This window comes from Sphingopyxis sp., assembly GCF_036261875.1.
In the GTDB taxonomy this organism is placed as follows: Bacteria; Pseudomonadota; Alphaproteobacteria; order Sphingomonadales; family Sphingomonadaceae; genus Sphingopyxis.
Genome location: NZ_DATAJZ010000007.1, coordinates 19,053 through 40,376 on the forward strand (window position 1 = coordinate 19,053; position 21,324 = coordinate 40,376).

23 protein-coding genes are annotated in these 21,324 nt (G+C 69.7%); 20 read left to right on the plus strand and 3 right to left on the minus strand.

Features of this window, described 5'->3' with window-relative positions:
* Positions 1-134 precede the first annotated feature (134 nt).
* Both VHO04_RS01795 and VHO04_RS01800 read right to left on the minus strand, forming a co-directional pair.
* The gene (locus VHO04_RS01795; protein WP_329626764.1) at positions 135-1,796 is read right to left on the minus strand and encodes a M20/M25/M40 family metallo-hydrolase; all 1,662 of its coding nucleotides are present in this window, start codon (positions 1,794-1,796) and stop codon (positions 135-137) included.
* Positions 1,793-3,997 carry a S9 family peptidase gene (locus VHO04_RS01800; protein ID WP_329626765.1) on the minus strand — a complete coding sequence of 735 codons (2,205 nt, stop codon included), beginning with the start codon at positions 3,995-3,997 and terminating at the stop codon, positions 1,793-1,795. The genes VHO04_RS01795 and VHO04_RS01800 overlap by 4 nt, the downstream gene beginning before the upstream one ends.
* Positions 3,998-4,295: 298 nt before the next feature.
* On the opposite strand from VHO04_RS01800, the gene VHO04_RS01805 reads away from it, so the two are divergent.
* From VHO04_RS01805 to gp17, 11 genes are all read left to right on the plus strand, one after another.
* Positions 4,296-4,781, plus strand: coding sequence for a hypothetical protein (locus VHO04_RS01805; RefSeq protein ID WP_329626766.1), 486 nt, complete (start codon positions 4,296-4,298; stop codon positions 4,779-4,781).
* 23 nt (positions 4,782-4,804) lie between these two features.
* The gene (locus VHO04_RS01810) at positions 4,805-6,088 is read left to right on the plus strand and encodes a DNA-packaging protein (RefSeq protein ID WP_414713076.1); all 1,284 of its coding nucleotides are present in this window, start codon (positions 4,805-4,807) and stop codon (positions 6,086-6,088) included.
* A 397-nt stretch (positions 6,089-6,485) separates the two neighbouring features.
* Positions 6,486-7,592: a phage portal protein gene (locus VHO04_RS01815; protein ID WP_329626768.1), complete on the plus strand. Its 1,107-nt coding sequence runs from the start codon at positions 6,486-6,488 to the stop codon at positions 7,590-7,592.
* A 14-nt stretch (positions 7,593-7,606) separates the two neighbouring features.
* Positions 7,607-7,936, plus strand: coding sequence for a DUF6127 family protein (locus VHO04_RS01820; RefSeq protein ID WP_329626769.1), 330 nt, complete (start codon positions 7,607-7,609; stop codon positions 7,934-7,936).
* Between the two features lie 41 nt (positions 7,937-7,977).
* Complete coding sequence (locus tag VHO04_RS01825) at positions 7,978-8,376, plus strand: HK97 family phage prohead protease (RefSeq protein WP_329627008.1); 399 nt, start codon at positions 7,978-7,980, stop codon at positions 8,374-8,376.
* A 5-nt stretch (positions 8,377-8,381) separates the two neighbouring features.
* Positions 8,382-9,524 (plus strand): phage major capsid protein, encoded by a 1,143-nt coding sequence (locus tag VHO04_RS01830; protein WP_329626770.1) that lies wholly within the window; start codon positions 8,382-8,384, stop codon positions 9,522-9,524.
* A gap of 253 nt (positions 9,525-9,777) precedes the next feature.
* On the plus strand, positions 9,778-11,265 hold the full coding sequence (locus VHO04_RS01835) for a tail fiber domain-containing protein (RefSeq protein WP_329626771.1): 1,488 nt from the start codon (positions 9,778-9,780) through the stop codon (positions 11,263-11,265).
* A complete protein-coding gene (locus VHO04_RS01840; RefSeq protein WP_329626772.1) occupies positions 11,262-11,417 on the plus strand; it encodes a hypothetical protein in 156 nt (51 codons plus the stop codon). Before VHO04_RS01835 ends, VHO04_RS01840 begins: the two co-directional genes overlap by 4 nt.
* A 29-nt stretch (positions 11,418-11,446) precedes the next feature.
* Entirely contained in the window at positions 11,447-11,728 is a 282-nt protein-coding gene (locus VHO04_RS01845) for a hypothetical protein (protein ID WP_329626773.1), read from the plus strand.
* Positions 11,725-12,273, plus strand: coding sequence for a head-tail connector protein (locus VHO04_RS01850; RefSeq protein WP_329626774.1), 549 nt, complete (start codon positions 11,725-11,727; stop codon positions 12,271-12,273). Before VHO04_RS01845 ends, VHO04_RS01850 begins: the two co-directional genes overlap by 4 nt.
* Positions 12,270-12,671, plus strand: coding sequence for a tail completion protein gp17 (gp17, locus tag VHO04_RS01855; protein WP_329626775.1), 402 nt, complete (start codon positions 12,270-12,272; stop codon positions 12,669-12,671). Before VHO04_RS01850 ends, gp17 begins: the two co-directional genes overlap by 4 nt.
* A 337-nt stretch (positions 12,672-13,008) precedes the next feature.
* Here gp17 and VHO04_RS01860 read toward each other — a convergent pair whose 3' ends face one another.
* The gene (locus VHO04_RS01860) at positions 13,009-13,350 is read right to left on the minus strand and encodes a hypothetical protein (protein ID WP_329626776.1); all 342 of its coding nucleotides are present in this window, start codon (positions 13,348-13,350) and stop codon (positions 13,009-13,011) included.
* A gap of 46 nt (positions 13,351-13,396) precedes the next feature.
* Here VHO04_RS01860 and VHO04_RS01865 point away from each other — a divergent pair, with 46 nt between their 5' ends.
* The 9 genes from VHO04_RS01865 (at position 13,397) to VHO04_RS01905 (ending at position 21,243) form a co-directional block, all read left to right on the plus strand.
* On the plus strand, positions 13,397-13,804 hold the full coding sequence (locus VHO04_RS01865) for a phage major tail protein, TP901-1 family (RefSeq protein WP_329626777.1): 408 nt from the start codon (positions 13,397-13,399) through the stop codon (positions 13,802-13,804).
* On the plus strand, positions 13,801-14,112 hold the full coding sequence (locus VHO04_RS01870; protein ID WP_329626778.1) for a gene transfer agent family protein: 312 nt from the start codon (positions 13,801-13,803) through the stop codon (positions 14,110-14,112). Before VHO04_RS01865 ends, VHO04_RS01870 begins: the two co-directional genes overlap by 4 nt.
* A gap of 1 nt (position 14,113) precedes the next feature.
* Positions 14,114-14,317: a phage tail assembly chaperone gene (locus tag VHO04_RS01875; RefSeq protein WP_329626779.1), complete on the plus strand. Its 204-nt coding sequence runs from the start codon at positions 14,114-14,116 to the stop codon at positions 14,315-14,317.
* On the plus strand, positions 14,310-14,879 hold the full coding sequence (locus VHO04_RS01880; protein ID WP_329626780.1) for a tail tape measure protein: 570 nt from the start codon (positions 14,310-14,312) through the stop codon (positions 14,877-14,879). The genes VHO04_RS01875 and VHO04_RS01880 overlap by 8 nt, the downstream gene beginning before the upstream one ends.
* Complete coding sequence (locus VHO04_RS01885; RefSeq protein WP_329627009.1) at positions 14,879-17,200, plus strand: DUF2460 domain-containing protein; 2,322 nt, start codon at positions 14,879-14,881, stop codon at positions 17,198-17,200. The genes VHO04_RS01880 and VHO04_RS01885 overlap by 1 nt, the downstream gene beginning before the upstream one ends.
* Complete coding sequence (locus VHO04_RS01890; RefSeq protein ID WP_329626781.1) at positions 17,194-18,033, plus strand: DUF2163 domain-containing protein; 840 nt, start codon at positions 17,194-17,196, stop codon at positions 18,031-18,033. The genes VHO04_RS01885 and VHO04_RS01890 overlap by 7 nt, the downstream gene beginning before the upstream one ends.
* A complete protein-coding gene (locus VHO04_RS01895) occupies positions 18,026-18,442 on the plus strand; it encodes a peptidoglycan endopeptidase (RefSeq protein WP_329626782.1) in 417 nt (138 codons plus the stop codon). The genes VHO04_RS01890 and VHO04_RS01895 overlap by 8 nt, the downstream gene beginning before the upstream one ends.
* A gap of 160 nt (positions 18,443-18,602) precedes the next feature.
* Positions 18,603-20,780, plus strand: a complete 2,178-nt coding sequence (locus tag VHO04_RS01900) for a phage tail protein (RefSeq protein WP_329626783.1) — start codon at positions 18,603-18,605, stop codon at positions 20,778-20,780.
* Between the two features lie 10 nt (positions 20,781-20,790).
* On the plus strand, positions 20,791-21,243 hold the full coding sequence (locus VHO04_RS01905; protein WP_329626784.1) for a DUF2793 domain-containing protein: 453 nt from the start codon (positions 20,791-20,793) through the stop codon (positions 21,241-21,243).
* The last annotated feature ends 81 nt before the right edge of the window (positions 21,244-21,324 follow it).

Sequence of the window (21,324 nt, forward strand, 5' to 3'; positions counted from 1 at the left end):
AGACCCAGCGATCCGTCGTTGGTCGAAGATCAGTGATGAGACCACCATTATAGATGTCCCCGCCTTCGCGGGAATGACGAAGTCATGAGGCACAGAGTGTCGCCTTTTCAGTCGCCAGCGGCTCCGCCGGCGACCTATTCCCGTGCGGCGGCACTTTGGTCGCGGATCCCCTTGAATTCGCTGCCGGGTTTCCATTGCGGCCATTTGGCCGAGCGTGCGAGCTCATCACCGATCCGGTAAAAAATCTGGATATCCTGAACCGCACCATCGAGATTCCAGCTCGCGTCCCAAGCGTCGCAGGCCTGATGGTAGCATTTGCCGGTATAATCATCGACCCACTTCTGGCCCGCCGCCTTGCCGCCGTTCACGAGGTCGGAGGCGCCCGCGATGCCCATCATCAGCAGGACGGGGACGCCGCGCTTCGCCATGCTGAAATGGTCCGCGCGGAAGAAGAGGCCGCGTTCGGGTAGGCTTTCGACGCTGACGGTGCGGCCCTGGGTGGCGGCGACGCGCGCGAGGTCGTCCTCGAGGCTGCCCTGGCCCTTGCCGACGAGGATGACGTCCTTTGCGCGGCCCGCGGTCTGGAGGATGTCGATGCCGAGATTGGCGACGGTTTTCTCGACCGGATAGACGGGCGTCTGGGCATAGGCCTCGGAGCCGAGCAGGCCGCGTTCCTCGGCGGTCCAGAAAGCGAAGAGGAGGGTGCGGTCGGGCGGCGGCGCAGCCTTGAAGCCGCGCGCGATCTCGAACAGGGCGGCGACGCCGAGCGCGTCGTCATTGGCACCGGCGCGATAGATGCGGCCCTGTTCGTCGGGTTTGCCCTCGCCATAGGCGTCCCAGTGGGCGCCGTACATCACCACCTCGTCGGGGCGCTTCGCACCGGGGATTTTGGCGAGGACATTCTGGCTTTGCACCACTTCGTGCGTCACCGGAATCGCCGCGGCGAAGGTCGTGCCGAGGTCGACCGGGCGGAAGGTGGCGCGGCGCGCGGCGAGGCGGAGCTTTGCCAGATCCTGCCCGGCATCCGCGAACAGCTTCGCCGCAGTGTCGCCCGAAATCCAGCCCTGCAATGCGAGGCTGGTCATCTTTTCGGGCGGAACGACGAGGCTGTAGTTTTCGCCTCCGGGGCTTTTCACGACGTTCCAGCCGTAGCCGGCGCCGTCGGTGTCATGGACGATCAGCGCGCCGATCGCGCCGCGGCGTGCCGCTTCCTCGAACTTGTAGGTCCAGCGGCCGTAATAGGTCATCGTGCGGGCGCCGAACTTTCCGAAGCTGTCGTCGCCCTTCGTCGCGACGAAATCGGGGTCGTTGACGAGAAAGACCGCGACCTTGCCCTTGAGATCGACGCCCTTGAAATCGTCCCAGCCGCGTTCGGGGGCGTGGACGCCATAGCCGACGAAGATCATCGGTGCGCCGGCGATCGCGGCGACGTCCTTCGACTGCTGGCTCGACACATAGATGTCGGTGCCGAGGCGGAGCGGCGTCACCGTGCCCCCGCGGTCGAAGGCGAGCGTGGTCGGCGTGCCGAGGCGAGTGTGAAGCAAGGGCACCTTCTGCGTCCAGCCGCCGTCCGGCCCGGCGGGTTCGAGACCGAGCGCCTGAAGCCGGCCGATCAGATAGCCGATCGTCCGCTCCTCGCCGACCGTGCCCGGCGCGCGGCCCTGGAACTGGGCCGAGGCGAGGGTGCGGACGGTGTCGGTGAGGTTGGCGGCGCTGATGTCCTGCGCCGCGGCGGGCGCGGCGGCGAAGACAGCGGTGGGGAGAGCGGCGGCGAGGAGAGCGGGGCGCAGGATCATGGCTGAGGGGTTTCCGAAGCGGGGGAGGAAGGCGTGGATGCGGCGGCGGCAGGTGTTTCCGTGGGCGACCCCGCCGCCGGGGTCCAGCCCTTCCGGTATTTTTCGAACCAGGCGAGGATCGCCGAGGCCTTGGCCGCGGCCTGCGACGGGCGTGCGGCGATGCCGCCGTGGCTGGCGCCGGGCACCTTGACCAGCGCGGTCGGCACTCCGCGGAGGCGCAGCGCGGTATAATATTGCTCCGACTCGCTGACTGGCGTGCGGTAATCCTCGCTGCCGACGACGACCATAGTCGGCGTCTTGACGTTGCCGACCAGCGACAGCGGCGAATGGCTCCAGTAGGTGGCCTGATTCTCCCACGGCATCGCACCCATCCAGTAGCGGCCGAAGAAGGCAGGGCCGTCGGCGGTGAGCGCCTGCGTCGTCCAGTTGATCACGGGTTTCTGGGCGACGGCGGCCTTGAAGCGATCCGTTTTGCCGACGATCCAGCTCGTCAGCACCCCGCCGCCCGAGCCGCCGGTGACGAACAGCGCGTCGGGATCGGCGATGCCGAGCTCGACCGCGCGATCGACGATGCTCATCAGGTCGAAATAGTCGTTGCCGGGGTAGTTCTTGTCGATCGCGTTCGCGAACGCCTCGCCATAGCTGGTCGAGCCGCGCGGGTTCGCCGAGAGGACGGCATAGCCCGCGGCGGCGTAAAGCTGGTTGTCGGCGGCGAAATGCGGACCATAGGCGGCGAAGGGCCCGCCATGGATTTCGAGGATTAGCGGCACGCGTTGCCCCTCGCGATAACCGGGCGGGAGCGTCAGCCAGCCGTCGATCGCGAGGCCATCGAAGCTCGACGCGGCGCTGATCTTGCGCACCTCGCCCAGCGCCTTGGTCGCGGCGAGGGTGCGGCTCAAATCGGTGAGGGTGCGCGTCTTGCCGCCCGCGGCGAGCGCGACCTCGGCCGGGCGTTGGGGCGTGCCCGCGGTGAAGGCGATCGCGTCATTGCCCGCGACCGAGAAGCTGCCGCCCGAATAGGGGCGGTCGAAATCGCTGTTCGCAAGGCCGGTGGCGACGGTGCGCACCGATCCGTCGAGGCCGATGCGCGCGACCTTGGTCTCGCCGCGATCGTCATACTGGACATAGAGGCCGCGCCCGTCGGCGTCCCAGGCGGCGCCGTCGACGCTGTAATCCCAGTCGGCGGCGAGGCGGCGGCTGCCCGACCCGTCGCGGTTCATGACGTAAAGGCCGGTATTTTCATAGGCGCGCAGCCGGTCGTCGAAGCCGACATAGGCGATCGTCCGGCCGTCGGGCGAGACGAGCGGGTTCGCGTCGGGGCCCTTGCGCGTCGTGAGCTGGGTGACGGCGCCGCCGGCGACGTCGAGCGCGTAGATATTGCTTTCGAGCGGGTCGCTCTGCCAGTCGGGGCGGCGGTCGGCGCTGAAATAGAGCGTCGTCCCGTCGCGCGACCAGCTCAAGGGACCGCCGTCGTGATAGGGGCCGAAGGTGAGCTGGCGCGGGGCGCCGCCGGTCGCCGCCACGAGGAAGATCTTCTCGAACCCCGGCTCGATATAGCCCTGACCGTCGGCGCGGTAGGCGAGAAGCTCGTGCACCTCGAGCGGGTCCGCCCATTTCGCGCCCTCGGGCTTGTTCGCGGGGGGCTTGCCGAAGCTCGGCGCCTCGTCCTTGACGAGCATCGTGTAGGCGATCGAGCGGCCGTCGGGCGACCAGGCGATGCTCGACGGGCTGGTCGGCAGGCCGGTGAGCTTCGCCGCTTCGCCGCCGTCCATCCAGCGCACCCAGAGCTGGGCGCCGCCGCCCTGGGTCGAAACATAGGCGAGGCGCTTGCCATCGGGCGACCAGCGCGGCGAAAAGGCGCCGCCGGTGCGGCCGGCGACCGGAGTCTCGGCGCCGGTCTGGGTGTCGAGCAGCCAGATGCTGCTGACCGCGCGGTCGGACATGATGTCGTTGGCGCGGCGGACATAGGCGATGCGGCGCCCGTCGGGGCTGATCTGCGGATCGGCGGCGGCGGCGAGATTGAACAGATCCTCGCCGGTGAAGTGGCGTTCGGGGCCCTTGCGCGCGCTGCCATGGGCCGGGGCCGCGTCTTCGGCCGCGGCGGGCGCCGCCGCCGGTTCGGAAGGGGGGCTTTCCTGAGCGAGGAGCGGCTGGACGGCGAGAGTGAGAAGGCTCGCGCCGAGCAAGGCGAGTTTACGCATCGAATGAGTGCCCCTTTTTGCGGTGAATGGTTGAAGGTGTAACCATCTGGCGCGGGGCGTCAATCGGGTGGGGATGAAGTATGGATGCGGCGGCCCGTCGTTTCCGTCACCCTGCACCTGATCTGGGGTGCCGAAGAAAGCGAGAGCGAATAGCGACAAATAACCATATAGGTTATTTTATATTGACATCGTGACGCTGTTATGGCACAAGTGTCACATCATGAAGAATTGCGATTCGGGCCGGCGCCCTTCCGATGCGGGAGGGTGTTCCGGTCCTTATGCTTTTGGGAGGTTGGCGATGGGACGGATCGGCAAGGGAAAGGGCGGCTGCGGTGCGGCGCGCCCGGACCGCCGGCAGATGGACGTCTTTCTCGACGCGCTGGCGGAATCCTCGAATGTCGCGGCATCGGCGCGCGCGGCCGGGATCGCGGCGAACGCCATGTACCGCGAGCGGCGCCGCAACGCCGGATTCGCGGCGCGCTGGCACGAGGCGCTGTGCGAGGGCTTTGCCCGGCTCGAGGCCGAGTTGCTGTCCGAGGCGCTGATCGCGCCGACGGGCAATGTGAAGGATTCGACGCTGAAGTCGCGGGCGCAGAAATATCGGCTCGGCCTGTCGCTGCTGGCTGCGCATCGCGCGGCGGTGCGCGGAGCGAAGCTGCCGGCCGCGAATATCGAGCCGAAGGGGAGCGCCAAGGCCAGGCTGACCGCGAAGCTGGACGTTATGCGGGCGCAGATGGCGGCGGTTGAAGATGGCGCCGAAGATAGCGGAAGCCCGGAATTTTGAAGCGCCTGCCCGACCTGCTGGACATGCCTCCAGCCGAATTCGCGGCATGGGTGCAGAGGCTTCGCGACGAAGCGGCGGCAAAGCTGCTGGTCGACTGGAGTTGGTGGCGGCGCGACGATCAATGTCCGCCCGCGGGGGATTGGCACGTCTGGATGCTGCTCGCCGGGCGTGGGTTCGGCAAGACGCGCACCGGCGCGGAATGGGTGCGTTGCCATGCCGAAACCCATCCGGGGGCGCGGATCGCGCTGGTGGCGGCGTCGCTGCACGAGGCGCGGCAGGTGATGGTCGAGGGCGAGAGCGGCCTGTTGGCGATCGCGCCCGCGCAGACGCGGCCGGCGTATGAAAGCAGCCTCAGGCGGCTGAGCTGGGCGAATGGGACCGTTGCCACCCTTTATTCGGCGGCCGAGCCCGACAGCTTGCGCGGCCCCCAACATGATGCGGCCTGGTGCGACGAGATCGCAAAATGGCCGCAGGGCGAAGCGGCGTGGGACAATCTGATGCTGACGATGCGGATCGGCGAGCGGCCGCGCGTGGTCGCGACGACGACCCCGCGCGGCGTGCCGTTGGTGCGGCGGCTGATGAAGGAAAAGGGCGTCGTGACGACCGGCGGCGGGACGCGGAGCAACCGGCTGAACCTGTCGCCGCAGTGGCTGGCGACGATGGGCGCGATCTATGGCGGGACGCGGCTCGGGCGTCAGGAGCTCGACGGCGAGTTGCTGGAGGATGTCGAGGGGGCGCTGTGGACGCGCGGGCTGGTTGAGCGGTGCCGGGTCGATGCCGACTTGGCGGCCAAGCCGGTGCGCGTCGTGATCGGGGTCGATCCGCCGGCGACGGCGAACGGCGATGCGTGCGGGATCGTCGTCGCGGCGCTGCTGCGCGACCGGCGGATCGCGGTGATCGAAGATGCGAGCGTCGCCAATCCGCCGCCGCACGTCTGGGCGCAGGCGGTGGCTGCCGCGGCGGCGCGCTGGGGCGCTGAGCGGGTTGTGGCCGAGAGCAATATGGGCGGCGAAATGGTCGAGGGCATATTGCGCCAGGCCGATGTGACGCTGCCGGTGGTGGCGGTGCACGCGAGCGTCGGCAAGGCACGCCGCGCCGAGCCGGTCGCGCTCGCCTATGAGCGCGGGCAGGTGGTTCATGCGGGGGTTTTCGAGAGCCTGGAGGATCAGCTTTGCGGGTTGCAGATCGGCGGCGGCTATGCCGGGCCGGGGCGCTCGCCCGATCGGGCCGATGCCTGCGTGTGGGCGCTGGCGGCGTTGCTGGAGGGGCTGAGGTTGGGGAAGATGCCGGGGGTGCGGCGGGTTTGAGATGATTTTGCGCAGAGGCGCAGAGCGTGCAGAGGCGGGGGGAGCGGAAGGGCGGGGGCTGCCTTTCTGCCTCGTCATGCTGAACTTGTTTCAGCATCCATGGCCTGCCCTCTCCTCGGGCGCGGCAATTTTTGTTTCGCACAAAGACACGAAGCCACGAAGATATGGTGCTTGCCGCGAAGCGGCCTATCCTTCGGGCCGTGCGGCGAGACGCGCCCTCGATAAGGAAAAGGGCCTGTCGGCCCAAACCGCCTTCTTCGCGGCTTCGTGTCTTTGTGCGAAATACAACTGGCGCCGCCTTTTCCGGCGAACGCCGGGTCATGGATGCTGAAACAAGTTCAGCATGACGATGGTAGGACGGGGCGGCCTTCGTCGCGATGGATCACGGGAGACAGTTATGAACTGGTTTGGCCGCAAGGCCGCGCAGGTGCCTGCGCGGCCCGCTTTGTCGCGTGTGTACGGGAATTGGAGCGCGCCCGCGCCGCTGTCGTGGGAGACGCAGGTGCGCGAGGGGTATCTGGGCAACGTGATCGTTCAGCGGGCGGTGCGGCTGGTCGCCGAGGCGGCGGGGTCGGCGCCGGTGGCGGCGAGCGATCCGGCGCTGGCGGCGCTCGTCGCGGCGACGTCGGGTGGGCAGGGGCTGGTCGAGACGCTCGCGTCGCAACTGCTGCTCCACGGCAACGGCTATGTGCAGATCTTGACCGACGGCGCGGGGGCGCCGGCGGAGCTGTTCGCGCTGCGGCCCGAGCGGGTGACGGTCGAGGCCGACGCGCGGGGGTGGCCGGTGGCCTATCGCTACAAGGCTGGCGGATCGGCCGCGGTGCTGCCGGCCGAGGATGGCGCGGGGCGCGTCGCGGTGGTGCATGTGAAGGCGCTGCATCCGCTCGACGATCATTATGGCGCGGGGTGCCTGGGCGCCGCGGCGGGGGCGGTCGCGGCGCATAATGCGGCGGCGAAGTGGAACGCGGCGCTGCTCGACAATGCGGCGCGGCCTTCGGGCGCGCTGGTGCATGATCCGGGCGACAAGGGGATGCCGCTGTCGGCGGAACAGGTCGACCGGCTGCGCGAGGAACTGGCCGAGAGCTTCGCGGGCGGGGCGAATGCGGGGCGGCCGTTGCTGCTGGAAGGCGGGCTCAGGTGGCAGGCCTTGTCGCTGTCGCCCGCCGAGATGGATTTCCTGGCATTGAAAGATTCGAGCGCGCGCGAGATTGCGATGGCGTTCGGGGTGCCGCCGATGCTGCTCGGGCTGCCGGGGGATGCGACCTATGCCAATTATCGCGAAGCCAATCGCGCGCTGTGGCGGCTGACGGTGCTGCCGCTCTGCGCGAAGATATTGGGGGCGATTTCGCAGGGGCTTAGCGGGTGGTTCGAGGGGGCTGAACTGCGCGTCGATCTGGATCGGGTGCCGGCGCTGGTCGAGGACCGGATGGCGCTGTGGCGCGAGGTGTCGGCGGCGGACTGGCTGACGGCCGAGGAGAAGAAGGCGCTGCTGGGCGTCGCCTGAACGGAGATATCGATATGGATGAGGATGAAGCGCTGGCGCGGTTGATCGCGCTGGCGGGGACGAGTGCGTCCGGTGCGTCCGGTGCGGCGGGCGACGCGGCGGTGCTGCGGGCGCTGGTCGAGGAGGCGAGCGAGCTGGGGGCGCGGCGGGCGCTGGCGCGGCTGGGGCTGGCCGACGCGGCGGCGCGCGACGATGTCAGCGATTTGCGGCAACTGCTCGGCGCTTGGCGCGATGCCAAGAAGAGCGTGTGGGCGGCGGTGATCGACTGGGCGGTGCGCGGGATGCTGGCGCTGCTCGTCGTCGGACTGGCGATGAGGCTGGGGTTTGCGGGGCTCTTGAAGTGAGGGTGTTGGCCGAGCGGGCCCACCCCCCGGCCCCCTCCCGCCTGCGGGAGGGGGAGGTTCGGTTCGCAGGCTATGCGTCGGTGTTCGACCGGGTGGACCGGGGCGGCGATGTGGTGCGCGCGGGGGCGTTTGCGGCGAGCCTGACGGAAGGGCGCGCGGTGCCGCTGCTGTGGCAGCACCGGCCGGGGGCCGTTGTCGGGGTGATCGAGACATTGGCGGAGGATGCGCGCGGGCTGCGCGTCGTGGCGCGGGTGACGCATCCGACGGCGGCGGGGCTCGTCGAACGGGGCGCACTGACCGGGTTGAGCTTTGGCTATCGGGTGCGGGCTTCGCGCGGGGATGCTCCGCGCGAGCTGCTGGCGCTCGATCTGGCCGAAGTGAGTCTGGTGGCGGCGCCGATGCAGCCGGCGGCGCGGGTGATCAAGGTGGTGAAGGAGTGACGAATATGGACGATATGGAAATGAAGGCGGACGCGCTCGACGGGGCGTTCGATGCGGTGCTGGCGGCGGAAGCGGTCGATGAGCTGAAGGCCTCGGTCGCGGCGCTGAAGGCCCAGGTCGATGCCCAGGCGGTGGCGGCGTCGCGGCTGCCGCTCGACGGGGCGAAGGCGGCGGCCGATCCGGCGCGCGATGCCTTCGTCGAGCGCTATATCCGGCGCGGGATCGATGCGGGCGTGGAGATGAAGAGCCTGTCAGGCGCGTCGGGCGGCGAGGGCGGCTATGCCGTGCCGCGCGAGATCGACGGCGCGATCGCCGCGACGCTGAAGGGGCTGTCGCCGATCCGGTCGATCGCGACCGTGGTGCAGACGGGGACGAGCGGATATCGCAAGCTGATCGCGACGGGGGCGATGGGTGCGGGCTGGGTCGGCGAGACCGACGCGCGGCCGGCGACCGGAACGCGCAGCTTTGCCGAGATCGCGCCGCCCGGTGGCGAGCTTTACGCCAATCCGGCGGCGAGTCAGGCGATGCTCGACGATGCGATGTTCAACGTCGAGGACTGGCTGGCCGAGGAACTGGGGCGCGAGTTCGCGGTCGCCGAGGGCGCGGCGTTCGTGACCGGCAACGGCACCAACCGGCCGAAGGGGTTCCTGAGCTATACGGCGACGAACGAGGCCGACGGCGTGCGCGCCTTCGGATCGCTGCAATATCTGGCGACCGGGACCGCGGGCGCATTTCCGGCGACGACCCCGCAGGACAAGCTGGTCGAGCTGGTCCATTCGCTGAAGGCGCCGTATCGGCAGGGGGCGTGCTGGGTGATGAATTCGGACACGCTGGCGCGCATCCGCAAGTTCAAGACCAGCGACGGCGCCTTTATCTGGCAGCCGGGGATGGTCGAGGGACAAGCGGCGACGCTGCTGGGATACCCGGTGGTCGAGGCCGAGGACATGCCCGACGTGGCGGCGAACAGCCTGTCGATCGCCTTCGGCAATTTCCGCGCCGGATACCTGATCGCCGACCGCGGCGAGACGCGCATCCTGCGCGACCCGTTCAGCAACAAGCCTTTCGTGCATTTCTATGCAACCAAGAGGGTCGGTGGTGCGATCATCGATTCGCAGGCCATCAAGCTGATGAAATTCGCCGCCAGCTAAGGCTGGTGCGCGAGGGGCGTCCGGTTCCTTCTCAACCCTTTCGGGGAAGGGCCGGGCGCTACGGCCTGTATCGATCTTCCGCCCAGGGCGGTCTGCAAATGGCGGCTTTTCGGACTTCCGGTGCTCACGTGCAGTAGCACGCTGCGCTCCGGCTTCCAAAAATCCACCATTTTCGACGCGCCCTGAGCGAAAGCTCGACACAGGCCTGTTCCCCACATTCTTCACAATCGACTTTGGAAAGGATGGCCCTGCCATGCCGAATCCCTTTTTCGCCGATCTGGTGCGCGAGTTCGCGCAAGACGGCGGGACCGGGCCGCTGACGCCGACCGGCGCAGTGCCCGGGCATCGCAGCTTTGCCGGGACGGTGCCCCCCGATACCCCGTTTCACTATGCCGTGGCGGGCGTCGGCCAGCCCGGCCAATGGGAGGCAGGGCTGGGCCGCATCGATGCGAACGGCCGGTTGCAGCGCGACACGGTCGCGGCATCGTCGAACGCGGGCCTGCCGGTCGATTTCGCGCCCGGGCTGAAGACGATCGCATTGACCGTCGGCGCCGGCTGGTTCGCGGCGAGCGATACGGCCGCCGCGGCAGCCGCCGAAACGCTGGCGGTGAAGCAGCCGCTGTCGACGACGCACGCCGACGCCGACAGCGGCGCGGGCGAGGACCGACTGACCGTGCGGCGCGGCGGTGGCTGGGTGAACCTGCCGCTGGCGGCGCTTGCCTGGCGTGATGACGGAGGACGCTATCAGGTCGGTGGCCCGATCGCGGCGAGTGTCGGCACCGCCGCGGCGCCCGCGATCGGCTTTGCTGCCGATGGCGACACCGGCCTGTTCCGCGCGGCGAGCGATTGCCTGGGGCTGGCGACGGGCGGCAGCGAGCGGCTGCGCGTCGATGCGGCGGGCCGTGTCGGCATCGGCGTCTCGTCGCCCAATGCGACGCTCGACGTCAGCGGATCGATTCTGGCCGGTTCGACGAACGCGACGAACGGCATAACAGCGTTGGGGACCCGATATAACAGCGAGCAAGTGGCGACGTTCGGCAATTTGCGTAGCACGGGGGCCCTGGCGCTCGGCTTTTGCGTCCAGCCCGCGACCACGACTGCCGACGGCTGGGTGTCTTCGGTCAGCGGCTCCTGGGCGCGCGCGGGCATCCGGGTCAGCGGAACGCAGATGAACATTGCCTTCGGGACGCAGCAAACCACCCCGATCGGCACCCCGGTCGTGCTGACCAATGCCTTGATCGTCAATGCCGGCGGCGCGGTCACGCCGGGGGCCGACAACGCCCAGACGCTGGGCGCCTCGTCGCTGCGCTGGTCGGTCGTCTATGCCGCCTCCGGCGCGATCAACACGTCGGATGCCCGCGACAAGATGTGGCGCGGGCCCTTGTCGGGCGCCGAGCTGGCGGCGGCGCGGCGGATCGTCGGCGATCTCGGTTTCTATCAATGGCAGGACGCCATCGCCGAAAAGGGCGTGGACGGTGCGCGGCTGCACTGCGGGGTGCGCGCGCAGGCGGTGTGGGGGATCATGGCCGAAGAAGGGCTGATCGAGCCGATCGCCGAAGGAGTGCGGCCCGACAGCCGCTATGCCTTCCTTTGCTATGATGAATGGGCGGAGGAGAGCGACGAGGCGGGGCAATCGGCGGTCGCGGCGGGCAATCGCTTCGGCATCCGGCCCGATCAGCTCGCGCTGTTCCTGCTCGCGGCGCAGGAGATGCGGCTCGCTGCGCTGGAGATGGCGGCGTGATGGGCGGTTCGGCGCTGTCGTCGCGCGCGCTCTCCGACGCCACTCGGCGCGACTTGGCGAGCGAATGGAGCGGGCCCGGCCCGGCGACGACGCAGGTGGCGCTGCCGCTCGTCCGCGAAACCGGGCGCCGCGTGACCGTGCGCAAGCCGTGATCGGCGGCGACCATAAAGAAGGACGAGCGATGACGATGGTAGCGAAGGATCCGGGGACGCGGATCGATTTCGAATTCGACTGGGCGGCGGCCTATCCCGACGGACAGGCGGTGCTCGCGAGCGACTGGGAGGTCGCGCCCACCGACGATGGCGGCGTTACGGTCGCGGCGGCGGCGCACGACCTGACGCGAACCACCGCGACGCTGGCGGGCGGCATCGCGGGGCGCGTCTATCGCGTGACCAATCGGGTGACGCTGAGCGACGGGCAGATCGACGAAAGATCGGCGGCGGTGCGGGTGGAGGAAAGATGATGGCCGAGAGTCTGTTGCCGGCAGCGAGCCCGGTCAGCCTGAACGAAGCGCGGGGCTGGTTGCGGCTGGGCGCGACGATCGACGATGCCGTCATCGCGGGGCTGATCCGCGCCGCGACCAATATCTGCGAGGCCTTCATCGGCCGATGGCTGATTGTTCGCGCGGGCGAAGAGACGGTGCCGTTGGGCGGCGGTGCGGTCGGGCCGGGCGTGCGGCCCGTCGTCGCGGTCGACGCGGTCGCGCTGCTGGCGCCAGGCGGCGGCGAAACGATGCTGGACGAAGCGGCCTATCGCGTGCGCATCGCCCGCGACGGCGCCGCATCGATCGTGATTCACGATCCTGGTGCCGCGGATCGCGCGCGGATCGCCTTTCGAGCGGGGATGGCGGCCGAAGCGAACGGGGTTCCCGAGGCGATCCGGCAAGGCATTGTCCGCATGACGCAGCATCTGCACGAGGCGCGCGACGGGGGCGGCGCTGCGCCGCCCGCGGCGATCGCGGCGCTGTGGCAGCCCTGGCGGCGGCTGACATTGGGAGGGAGGCCATGAGAACGGCCGAGCAGGCGCTGCGTGCGAAGGCGATCGCGCTGCTGGCCGCCGATGCCGAGCTGGCGAGCGTGGTCCATGGCGTGTTCGACGGGATGCCGCCGCGCGCGAGCGCGCCTTGCGTATCGGTCGGCGCGGCCGATGGCAGCGACTGGGGAACCAAGGATCGGGCGGGGCGCGAAATCCGGCTGACGGTGATGCTTCACGGCGTCGGCGACAGCCTGGACGACCGCGCGGCGGCGCGGGTCGAGGCGGTTGCGGCGGGACTGCGCGGCGCCGCCGAGGGCTGGACTGTCGTCAGTGCGCGGATCGTGCGGACGCGGTTCACCCTGGTCCGCGAAGGCGGATGGCGGCGGGAACTGGTCGTGCGGTGCCGGTGCCTGGCGGCGGATCAGGGGTGATCGCCGGGTTTGCGACGCGAATGACGAGGATGGGAGGTGTCCGGTTTTGACCGGGAGCGGACCTATCATGCATCGTCATCCCGGACTTGATCCGGGATCCATTCCCTCGGCGCCGGATGAGTGGATCCCGGATCAAGTCCGGGATGACGAGAGTCTGAAAGTCGCGCTCAGTATCTCTTATCTTCGTCATTCCCGCGAAAGCGGGAACCCAGAGCGTGCGTCGGCTGACTCCACTCTGGGTTCCCGCTTTCGCGGGAATGACGAAGATGGGGAACGTCCGCCTTCCACCCCGAAGCGGCCTTGCGGTTTCGTTCCGGCGGGCCTCGAATCCGCTCGCTTACTGGTCGTCGGCGGGCATCGTGTTGCTTGAGGAGTAATCGGCGAATTTGTCGGTGAAGCTCGCGTGATAATCCTCGATCTGCATTTCGGCATTGTCGGCGGCATCCGCCGCGGAATAGCCGCTCGCCGCATTGGCCGCGGTCACTGCGGCGCGGAACGCTTCGCGTTCGGTGTCGCAGGCGCCCTTGAGCGACACTTCATATTCGGCCTCGCCCATCTTGGCCTCGAGTGATTTCTTCAAATGGCCGCGCAGGCATTTGGTGAAAGCGGCGCGCGTCGTGTCGACGGTGCCGGTCCCCGCCGGCGCCATGGTGGCCAAGAGCAAGCTGGTGATGAGCATCCTGCGACTCCCCGTTTGCAGTGATTTTTCAAAGGAGGTTTAAACCATGGCAATCGAAAATGGGAGCGCTTTTCTGCTGAAAATCGGCGATGGCGCGGCGCCGCCGACCTATGCGACGGTGGCGGGGCTGCGCACCACCCAATTGTCGGTGAACGGCGAGGCGGTGAACGTCACGACCAAGGATTCGGGCGGCTGGCGCGAATTATTGTCGGGTGCCGGGGTGCGCTCGGTTTCGGTGAGCGCGGCGGGGATCTTTACCGGGTCGGCCGCCGAGACGCGGCTGCGTGGTCATGCCCTGGCGGGCGCGATCGACGATTATGAGCTGAGCTTCGAAAGCGGCGAGCGGATGCGCGGACGCTTTCTGGTCGCGCGGCTCGACTATGCCGGCGATTATAATGGCGAGCGTAATTATACGCTGAGCCTGGAATCGAGCGGCCCGGTGGTGAGCCTGTGAGCGGGGCCAATGCCTTGCGCGGCGAGGCCGAGCTGCGTGTCGGCGGTGCGCTTCATGTGCTGCGCCCGAGTTTCGCGGCGCTGGTCGCGGCCGAGAGCGAACTGGGGCCGCTGTTCGCGCTGGTCGAGCGCGCGGCGGGCGGGCGGTTGGGGCTCGGCGAACTCGCTACGCTATTCTGGCATTGCGTGCGCGAGCGGCCCGAGACGCTGACGCGCGAGGCGGTCGGCGAGGCGGTGGTCGCCGGCGGGCTGGCGGCGGCGATCCCGGCGCTGCGCGTGCTGCTGGGGCAGATATTGCAGGGGCGGTGAGATGATGGACGAGCGGTTCGGCCCCGCCGCACTGGCGCTTGCGGGGGTGACGGCGCGCGTCCTGGGCTGGCGGCCCGACGATTTCTGGGCGGCGACGCCGGCCGATGTGGCGGCGGTGCTGGCCGCATGGCGCGCGGACGACGCGGCGGCCGGGGTCGACCGCGCCGGGCTCGCGATGATGATGGAGCAATGTCCCGATGGATGAGATCGACGAGATGTTCGGCACGCTGCGCGGCGATGCCGCGGGCTATCGCCGCGAGATCGCGGCGCTGCGCGCCGAGATCGGCGGGCCGCTGGTAAGCGAGGCCGAGCGGGCGGGGCAGGCGATCGAGCGGGCGCTGTCGCGCGCGATCGTCAGCGGCAAGCTGGGCTTCGAGGATCTGAAGCGGATCGCGCTGTCGGTGATGGCCGACATCGCGCGGGCGGCGATCTCGAACGGGCTCAGCTCGCTGGGTGGCGGGGGGGCGGGCAGCGGCGGACTGCTGTCGCTCGGCGCATCGGTGGTCTCCGCGCTGTTCGGGGCGCCGGGGCGCGCGACCGGCGGGCCGGTGAGCGCGGGGCGCGCCTATCGCGTCGGCGAGCGCGGCCCCGAATGGTTCGTGCCGACTGCGAGCGGCCGTGTCGAGGCGGCGGGCGGCGCGGTGCGCAATATCGCGATCACGGTCAACGTCCGCGGCGACGGTGCGAGCGAGCCGCAGCGGCTGGCGCAGACCGGGCGGCAACTCGCGCGCGCGGTGCGGCGCGCGGTGGCCGCGGAGGACGCATGATGGGCTGGGCGCTGGTCGCGGCCGAGCCGCATCACCGGAAAGGCTGGGTCAAGCGGTTCGATCCGCGCTTCTGGACGGTCGATTTCGCGCGGCCGATGATGGCAGCGGTCGCGACGACCGCGCCCGATGCGTTGCGGGTCGAGGGGGTCTTTTACCGCAAGCAGGATCTGGCGGGGCTGATCTGGGAAGCGGCGGATCGTTGGGATCATCCTTTGCTTGCCTATGAGACGAAGCGCGATTTCCGGCATAGCCAGCTTCGCTTTCGCTGGCGGTCGGGTGGGGTCAAGCCGCTCGACGCGCTGCATGGGCCGACGCTGACGATCGAGGGGCGCGATGCCGCCGGGACTCCGCGCGCCTGGTATGTGCGGCTGTGGAATTATGCGGCGGGGACGCCCGAGGATGCGGTCGTGACGTTCGATTTCGATGCGCTCACCGGCGGCTTCCTGTTGCCGGACGAGGCCGATCCGGTGTGGGCGGGCGATATCGACCGGATGTTCGTCTCGCTGGTGCCGCCGGATTATGACGGCGGCGAGGGCGTGCTCGCGGCGCCCGCCGAGGGGTGGGCGGAGATGAGTGGCATCGCCTGTTCGGGGTCGGGATCGGTGCTGGCGATCGGCGACGCGGTGCTGCCCGAGCACGGTCTGGGAATCGCGAACGGCTATGACGACAGCTATCATCTGACCCCGGCGCGGCTGGTGCGCCAGATCGTTCAGCTCGGTTATCGCGGCGATGTCGTCCATTATGTCGGGATGAGCCATTATATGCGGCTCGCGGCAGACGGCGCCGCGTTTCGGGCGAGCGTCGCGGGCGGGACGATCAACGCGCCGGCGGCGGTGTGGCACCGGGCGCTCGCGGCAGAATGCGCGAGCGCGGGGCTGGGGTTGATCTGGTCGCTCTCGTACGAACTGTTCGACGCCTATTGCCCCGAGGACTGGAAGCAGCGCGACGTCGAAGGGGCGCCCGCGCTGACGGGGTGGGAGCCGCCGTCGACCTTGCTCTCGCCCGCCAATGCCGAGGCGATGGGCTATCTGCAGCTCGTCGCGCGGGATTTCGTCGGTTTCGCGGTCGAGGCGGGACTGGCGGTCAAGTTTCAGGTCGGCGAGCCCTGGTGGTGGGTCGGCGCGGGCGGGCACTTGTTCGCTTATGACGCGGCGACGAGCGCGGTGCTGGGCGGAGCGAGCGTCGCGATTCCTGATGTGCGCGGGAGCCTGACGGCGGCGCAGCGCGCGATGCTCGATGCGCTGGGGGCGCTGCTGGCGACATCGACCGCGGCGCTGGTCGCGGCGGCGCGTAACGAGGCAGGGGCGGCGGGGCTGACGAGCCATCTGCTCGTCTATCTGCCGACGGTGCTCGATCCCGAGGCGCCCGAACTGCGGCGCGCCAATGTGCCGATGGGGTGGGCGGCGTCGGCCTTCGATGTGCTGCAGCTCGAGGATTATGACTGGGTGACCGGCGGGCGCGGGGCGGCCACGGCGGGGGCGCAGACCGCGATGGCGGTGCGGCTCGGCTATCCGGTCGGCGATCAGCATTATTTTGCGGGCTTCGTGCTGGCGCCCGAAGATCGGCGACAATGGGAGGCGATCGCCGCGGCGGCCGGTGCAGCGCGGCGCGGCGGAGTGGCGCGGGCGTTCGTGTGGGCGCTGCCGCAGGTCGCGCGCGACGGATTCGTGGCTTTTGACGGGGAGGATGACGTGCAGGCTTTCGATGCGGTGGACTTTCCGATCGCGATCGGGCGCGAGGCGATGGTCCAGACCGAATTTTCGACCCAGATCGTGAGCTCGCCCTCGGGGCACGAGCAGCGCGCGAGCGAATGGGCCGAGGCGCGGATGCGCTATGACGCGGGGCCGGGAGTCCGGTCCGAAGCCGATGTACGACTGCTCGCCGATTTCTTTCGCGCGCGACGCGGCGCGGCGCGGGGGTTTCGCTTTCGCGATCCGTTCGATCATGGGTCGGCGGCGGATGGCGGTTTGCCGGGCGCGGCGGACCAGATGCTGGGGACCGGCGACGGGAGCCGGCGGCAGTTCGCGCTGGTCAAACATTATGGGGCGGGGGATGCGGTGCAGGAGCGGCGGGTCCGCCTGCCGGTCGCGGGCAGCGTGCGCGTGTCGGTCGATGGGGTCGAGACGGCGGCGTTCACGCTGACGGCGGACGGCGAGGTGCTGCTCGATGCGGCGCCGGCTGTCGGAGTGATGGTGCGCGCGGGCTTTCTGTTCGATGTGCCGGTACGCTTTGCCGAGGATCGGTTCGAGGTCAGTCGCGCGACCTTCCTCGCGGGCGAGATGGCGGGCGTGCCGCTGATCGAGGTGCGCGCGCCATGGTGAGCTTTGAGGGAACGGAAGCGGCGCCTGATTGGCTGCGTGAGGAGTTGGTGACGCTTGCCTGGTGCTGGCGGCTGGCGCGGCGCGACGGGGTAGCGATCGGGCTGACCTCGCACGACCGCGACCTGATCGTCGGCGGAATGCCCTATCGCGCCGCGCCGGGGATGAAGCCGTCGGCGCTCGAGACCCGCGACGAGATCGACGCCGGGACGATGGACCTGGAGGGCGCGATCGCGAGCGATGCGATCGCGGCCGACGACCTCGACGCAGGCCGCTGGGACGGGGCGGCGGTCGAGCTGTTCGTGACCGACTGGAGCGCGCCCGATGCGGCGCCGGTCGTCGTGGCGCGGGGATCGCTCGGCGCGGTCGAGCGGCGCGGCGCGGCGTTCACCGCCGAGTTGCAAGGCGTGACGCGCGCGCTCGATAGACCGGCGTGCCCCGCGACCTCGCCCTCGTGCCGCGCGATGCTGGGCGACCCTGCGTGTCGGGTCGATCTGGCGCCGCGCACGCACAGGCGGCGGGTGGTGGCGATCGAGGGGCGCGCGGTGACGCTCGACGCCGCCGTGGCGGCGGGTGCGATGGCGTTCGGCGAACTGATGTGGATGGAAGGCGCGGTGTGCGGGCTGTCGAGCCCGGTGATCGGGGAGGCGGGGGCGGTGCTGACGCTGGCGGAGATGCCGCCGGTGCTGCCCGCGCTGCCGCTGCGCGTGCGGCTGGTCGAGGGGTGCGACAAGCAGCTTGCGACGTGCCGGATGCGCTTTGCCAATGCGGTCAATTTTCGTGGTGAGGCGCATCTGCCGGGCAACGACCTGCTGACGCGGTATCCGGGTGGGTGACGGTTTGGGTGCGTGCGTCCTTGCGGCGGCGCGGGGGATGATCGGCGCGCGGTTCCGGCCGCAGGGGCGCGATCCGGCGACGGGGCTCGACTGCGTCGGGCTGGTGTGGGCGGCCTATGCCGCGGCCGGATATGTGCTCCCTCTGCCGACGGGTTATCCGCTGCGGGGGTGGGGGCGCGAGCGGGTCGAAGCGGCCTTGGCGGCGACCGGGTTCGAGCGAGTGGATGATGGGCGCGACGGCGATGTCGCGCTGATCGCGCTCGCGGCGGGACAGTTTCATTTCGGCGTGATGGGAGCGGCGAGTTTCGTCCATGCCCATGCGGGGCTGCGGCGGGTGGTGGAGACGCCGGTGGATGCGGCGGCGATGCGTGCGGCGTCGTGGCGATTATGCGCATTCGGCGAGGATTAGGACCGGATTTCAAGCCCTTTCATCTTCGTGCCTTTGCGCCTTTGCGTGAGATTTTGAGGTCTCACGCAAAGGCGCAAAGGCACGAAGATGAAAGGGAGGAGGAAGTTGGATTCCCGCCTTCGCGGGAATGACGAAGTTCTGGTTTTTCAGGAGGTTCGGGATGGCAACGCTGGTGCTGACGGTGGTCGGCGGGATTGTGGGCGGGCCGGTCGGGGCGGCGGTGGGCGCAGCGATCGGGCAGCAGGTCGATGCCGCGATCTTCAAGCCCAAGGGGCGCGAAGGGCCGCGGCTGGCCGACCTGAAGGTGCAGGCCTCGACCTATGGCCAGCAGATTCCCAAGCTGTTCGGGACGATGCGCGTCGCGGGGAGCGTGATCTGGGCGACCGACCTGATCGAACGCCGGAACAAGCGCGGCGGCGGCAAGGGGCGGCCGTCGACGACCGAATATAGCTATGCGGTGTCGCTGGCGGTCGCGCTGTCGTCGCGGCGGGTCGGAGCGATCCGGCGAATCTGGGCCGACGGCAATCTGCTGCGCGGATCGAGCGGGTCGTTCCAGGAGCGCTGCACCTTTCGTTGGTATGACGGGGGCGAGGACCAGCCGGTCGATCCGCTGATCGCCTCGGCGGTCGGCGCCGCGTCGGCGAGCGCCTTTCGCGGGCTGTCCTATGCGGTGTTCGAGGAGCTCGAACTGGGCGCGTTCGGCAATCGCATTCCGTCGCTGACCTTCGAGGTCGAGGCCGATGCGGGTGCGGTCGATGCGGGGGTCGTCGGCGACGCGCTGCTTGGCGAGGTCGGGCGTTGCGGCGGGCACTGGCCGATCGCGGGCTATGCGGCATCGGGCGATCAGGTGCGCGACGCGCTGGCGCCGCTGTTCGAGATCGACGGCACGAGGCTGGTCAGCGATCCCGCCGGCTGGCGGCTTGCTCCGGCTGAAATTCCGCCGGACCCATCGGCTTTCAGCGATTTCTGCGAAGCGGAGCGGGTGTTGACACCGGCCGATTGCCGCGAACGGCGCCGCGCGCCGCTGTCCTCGCTCCCTGGAATGGTCCGCCTGCGCCATTATGAGCCCGAACGCGATTATCAGCTCGGCCAGCAGACGGCGGCGGTCGCGGGCGGGGGAGCGCGTGAGGAACGGGTCGATCTGCCCGCGGTGCTTTCCGCCGGGTCGGCACGCGCGTTGGCGCGCGCACTGGCCGCCGCTGCCGCCGATGGGCGCGAGACGCTGGTGTGGGCGGGCGACCTCGCCGCGCTGGCGCTGCCCGTTGGCGGGCTGATCGCCCTGACGGACGGCGGAGTCTGGCGCGCCGCGGCGCGGACGGTGCGGGGGAGCGGCGTGTCGATCGAGTTGCGGCGGTTTCAGCCGGCATCGACCGAGGTCATGGCGGCCGACCCGGGACTCCCGGTCGGCAGTCCCGACTGGCCCGACGCCGAAGCGAGCGTGCGCCTGTTCGATCTGCCGAATATCGGCACGACCTCGGCGTCAGCGCCTAGGCTGGTCGTCGCGGCGGCGGGCAGCAACGACGGCTGGCGCGGCGCCGACCTGTGGTTTCAGCCCGAAGCGGGCACCGAGCCGATCACGCTCGGCACCGCGCGCCCGACGGCGGCGCTGGGCGTGCTGGGCGCGACCTTGCCGGCGGGCGGAACGCTGCTTTTCGATCGGTCGGGCGCGTTGACGGTGACGCTGGCCAACCCGTCGATGACGCTGGAATCGGTCGACGAGCGGACGCTGCTCGGCGGCGCGAACCGCGCGATGGTCGGCGACGAACTGCTGCAATTCGCCGATGCCGAGATGATCGGGCCGGCGACATGGCGGCTTTCCAACCTGTTGCGCGGGCGGAACGGAACCGCGGCGGCGGCGCAGGCGGCGGGGGCTCCTTTCGTGCTGCTCGACGACCCGGCGCTGCTGCCGATCCCCGACGATCTCGCGCGGCTTGCCGAAGCGGGCGCCGCCGTTCTGCAATGGGCGTCCCGGTCGGGGGTCGACGTTGCCGACATCGCGGTGCCCACGGCGGGGCAGGCGCTGCGTCCGCTGGCGCCCGTCCATGGCGCTATCCGGCGGGGCGGTGCGGGCAGCGTCGAGATACGCTGGATTCGCCGCACCCGCACCGATGCCGGCTGGCGCGATCATGTCGATGTCCCGCTCGGCGAAGGCCGCGAGGCTTGGCGGGTCGCGGTCGAGCCCGCGGCGGCGGGCATCGGGCCGTGGGAGACTTCGTCGCCGTCGCTCACCCTCGACGCCGCGACCTGGGCCGCGCTAGCCCCGGAAAGCGTGTTTTCGGTCCGGCAGGCTGGCGATTTCGCGCTGTCCGAGCCGCTGCTTCTGCCCCTGACAATATGAGGATGATCCGATGACCGAAACGACCCGGACCGCGCGCCTGGCCCTTCCGCTGCTGGCGATGGCGCAGGCGCAGAAGGAAGTGACGCATAACGAGGCGCTCGTGCTGCTCGATGCGCTCGTCCACGCTGCGATCGAGGATGGCCCGCTGACGGCGCCGCCGTCGTCGCCGGTCGCGGGCCAATGCTGGCTGGTCGGCGCTGGGGCCGACGGCGACTGGGCCGGGCAGGCGGACGCCATCGCCATCTGGTGTGACGGGGGCTGGCGCTTTGCGGCTCCGCGTCCGGGGATGCGGATCGCGCGGTTGAGCGACGGCGCCTGGCTGCGCTATCGGTCGGGCGCGTGGGTCGTTCCGGATGTGCTGGCGAATCCGGCGGGCGGCGCGACGATCGATGTCGAAGCGCGCGCGGCGATCGCCGCCTTGATTCTTTTTCTCGAAGCGCAGGGCCTTCTGATTTCAGCGTGATTTCGCTTATATTCTAGTGGCAAGTGCGACTTTTTGGCAACAGATTAACGATTTGTTGGCTTGCACGGAACCAAAGGCACG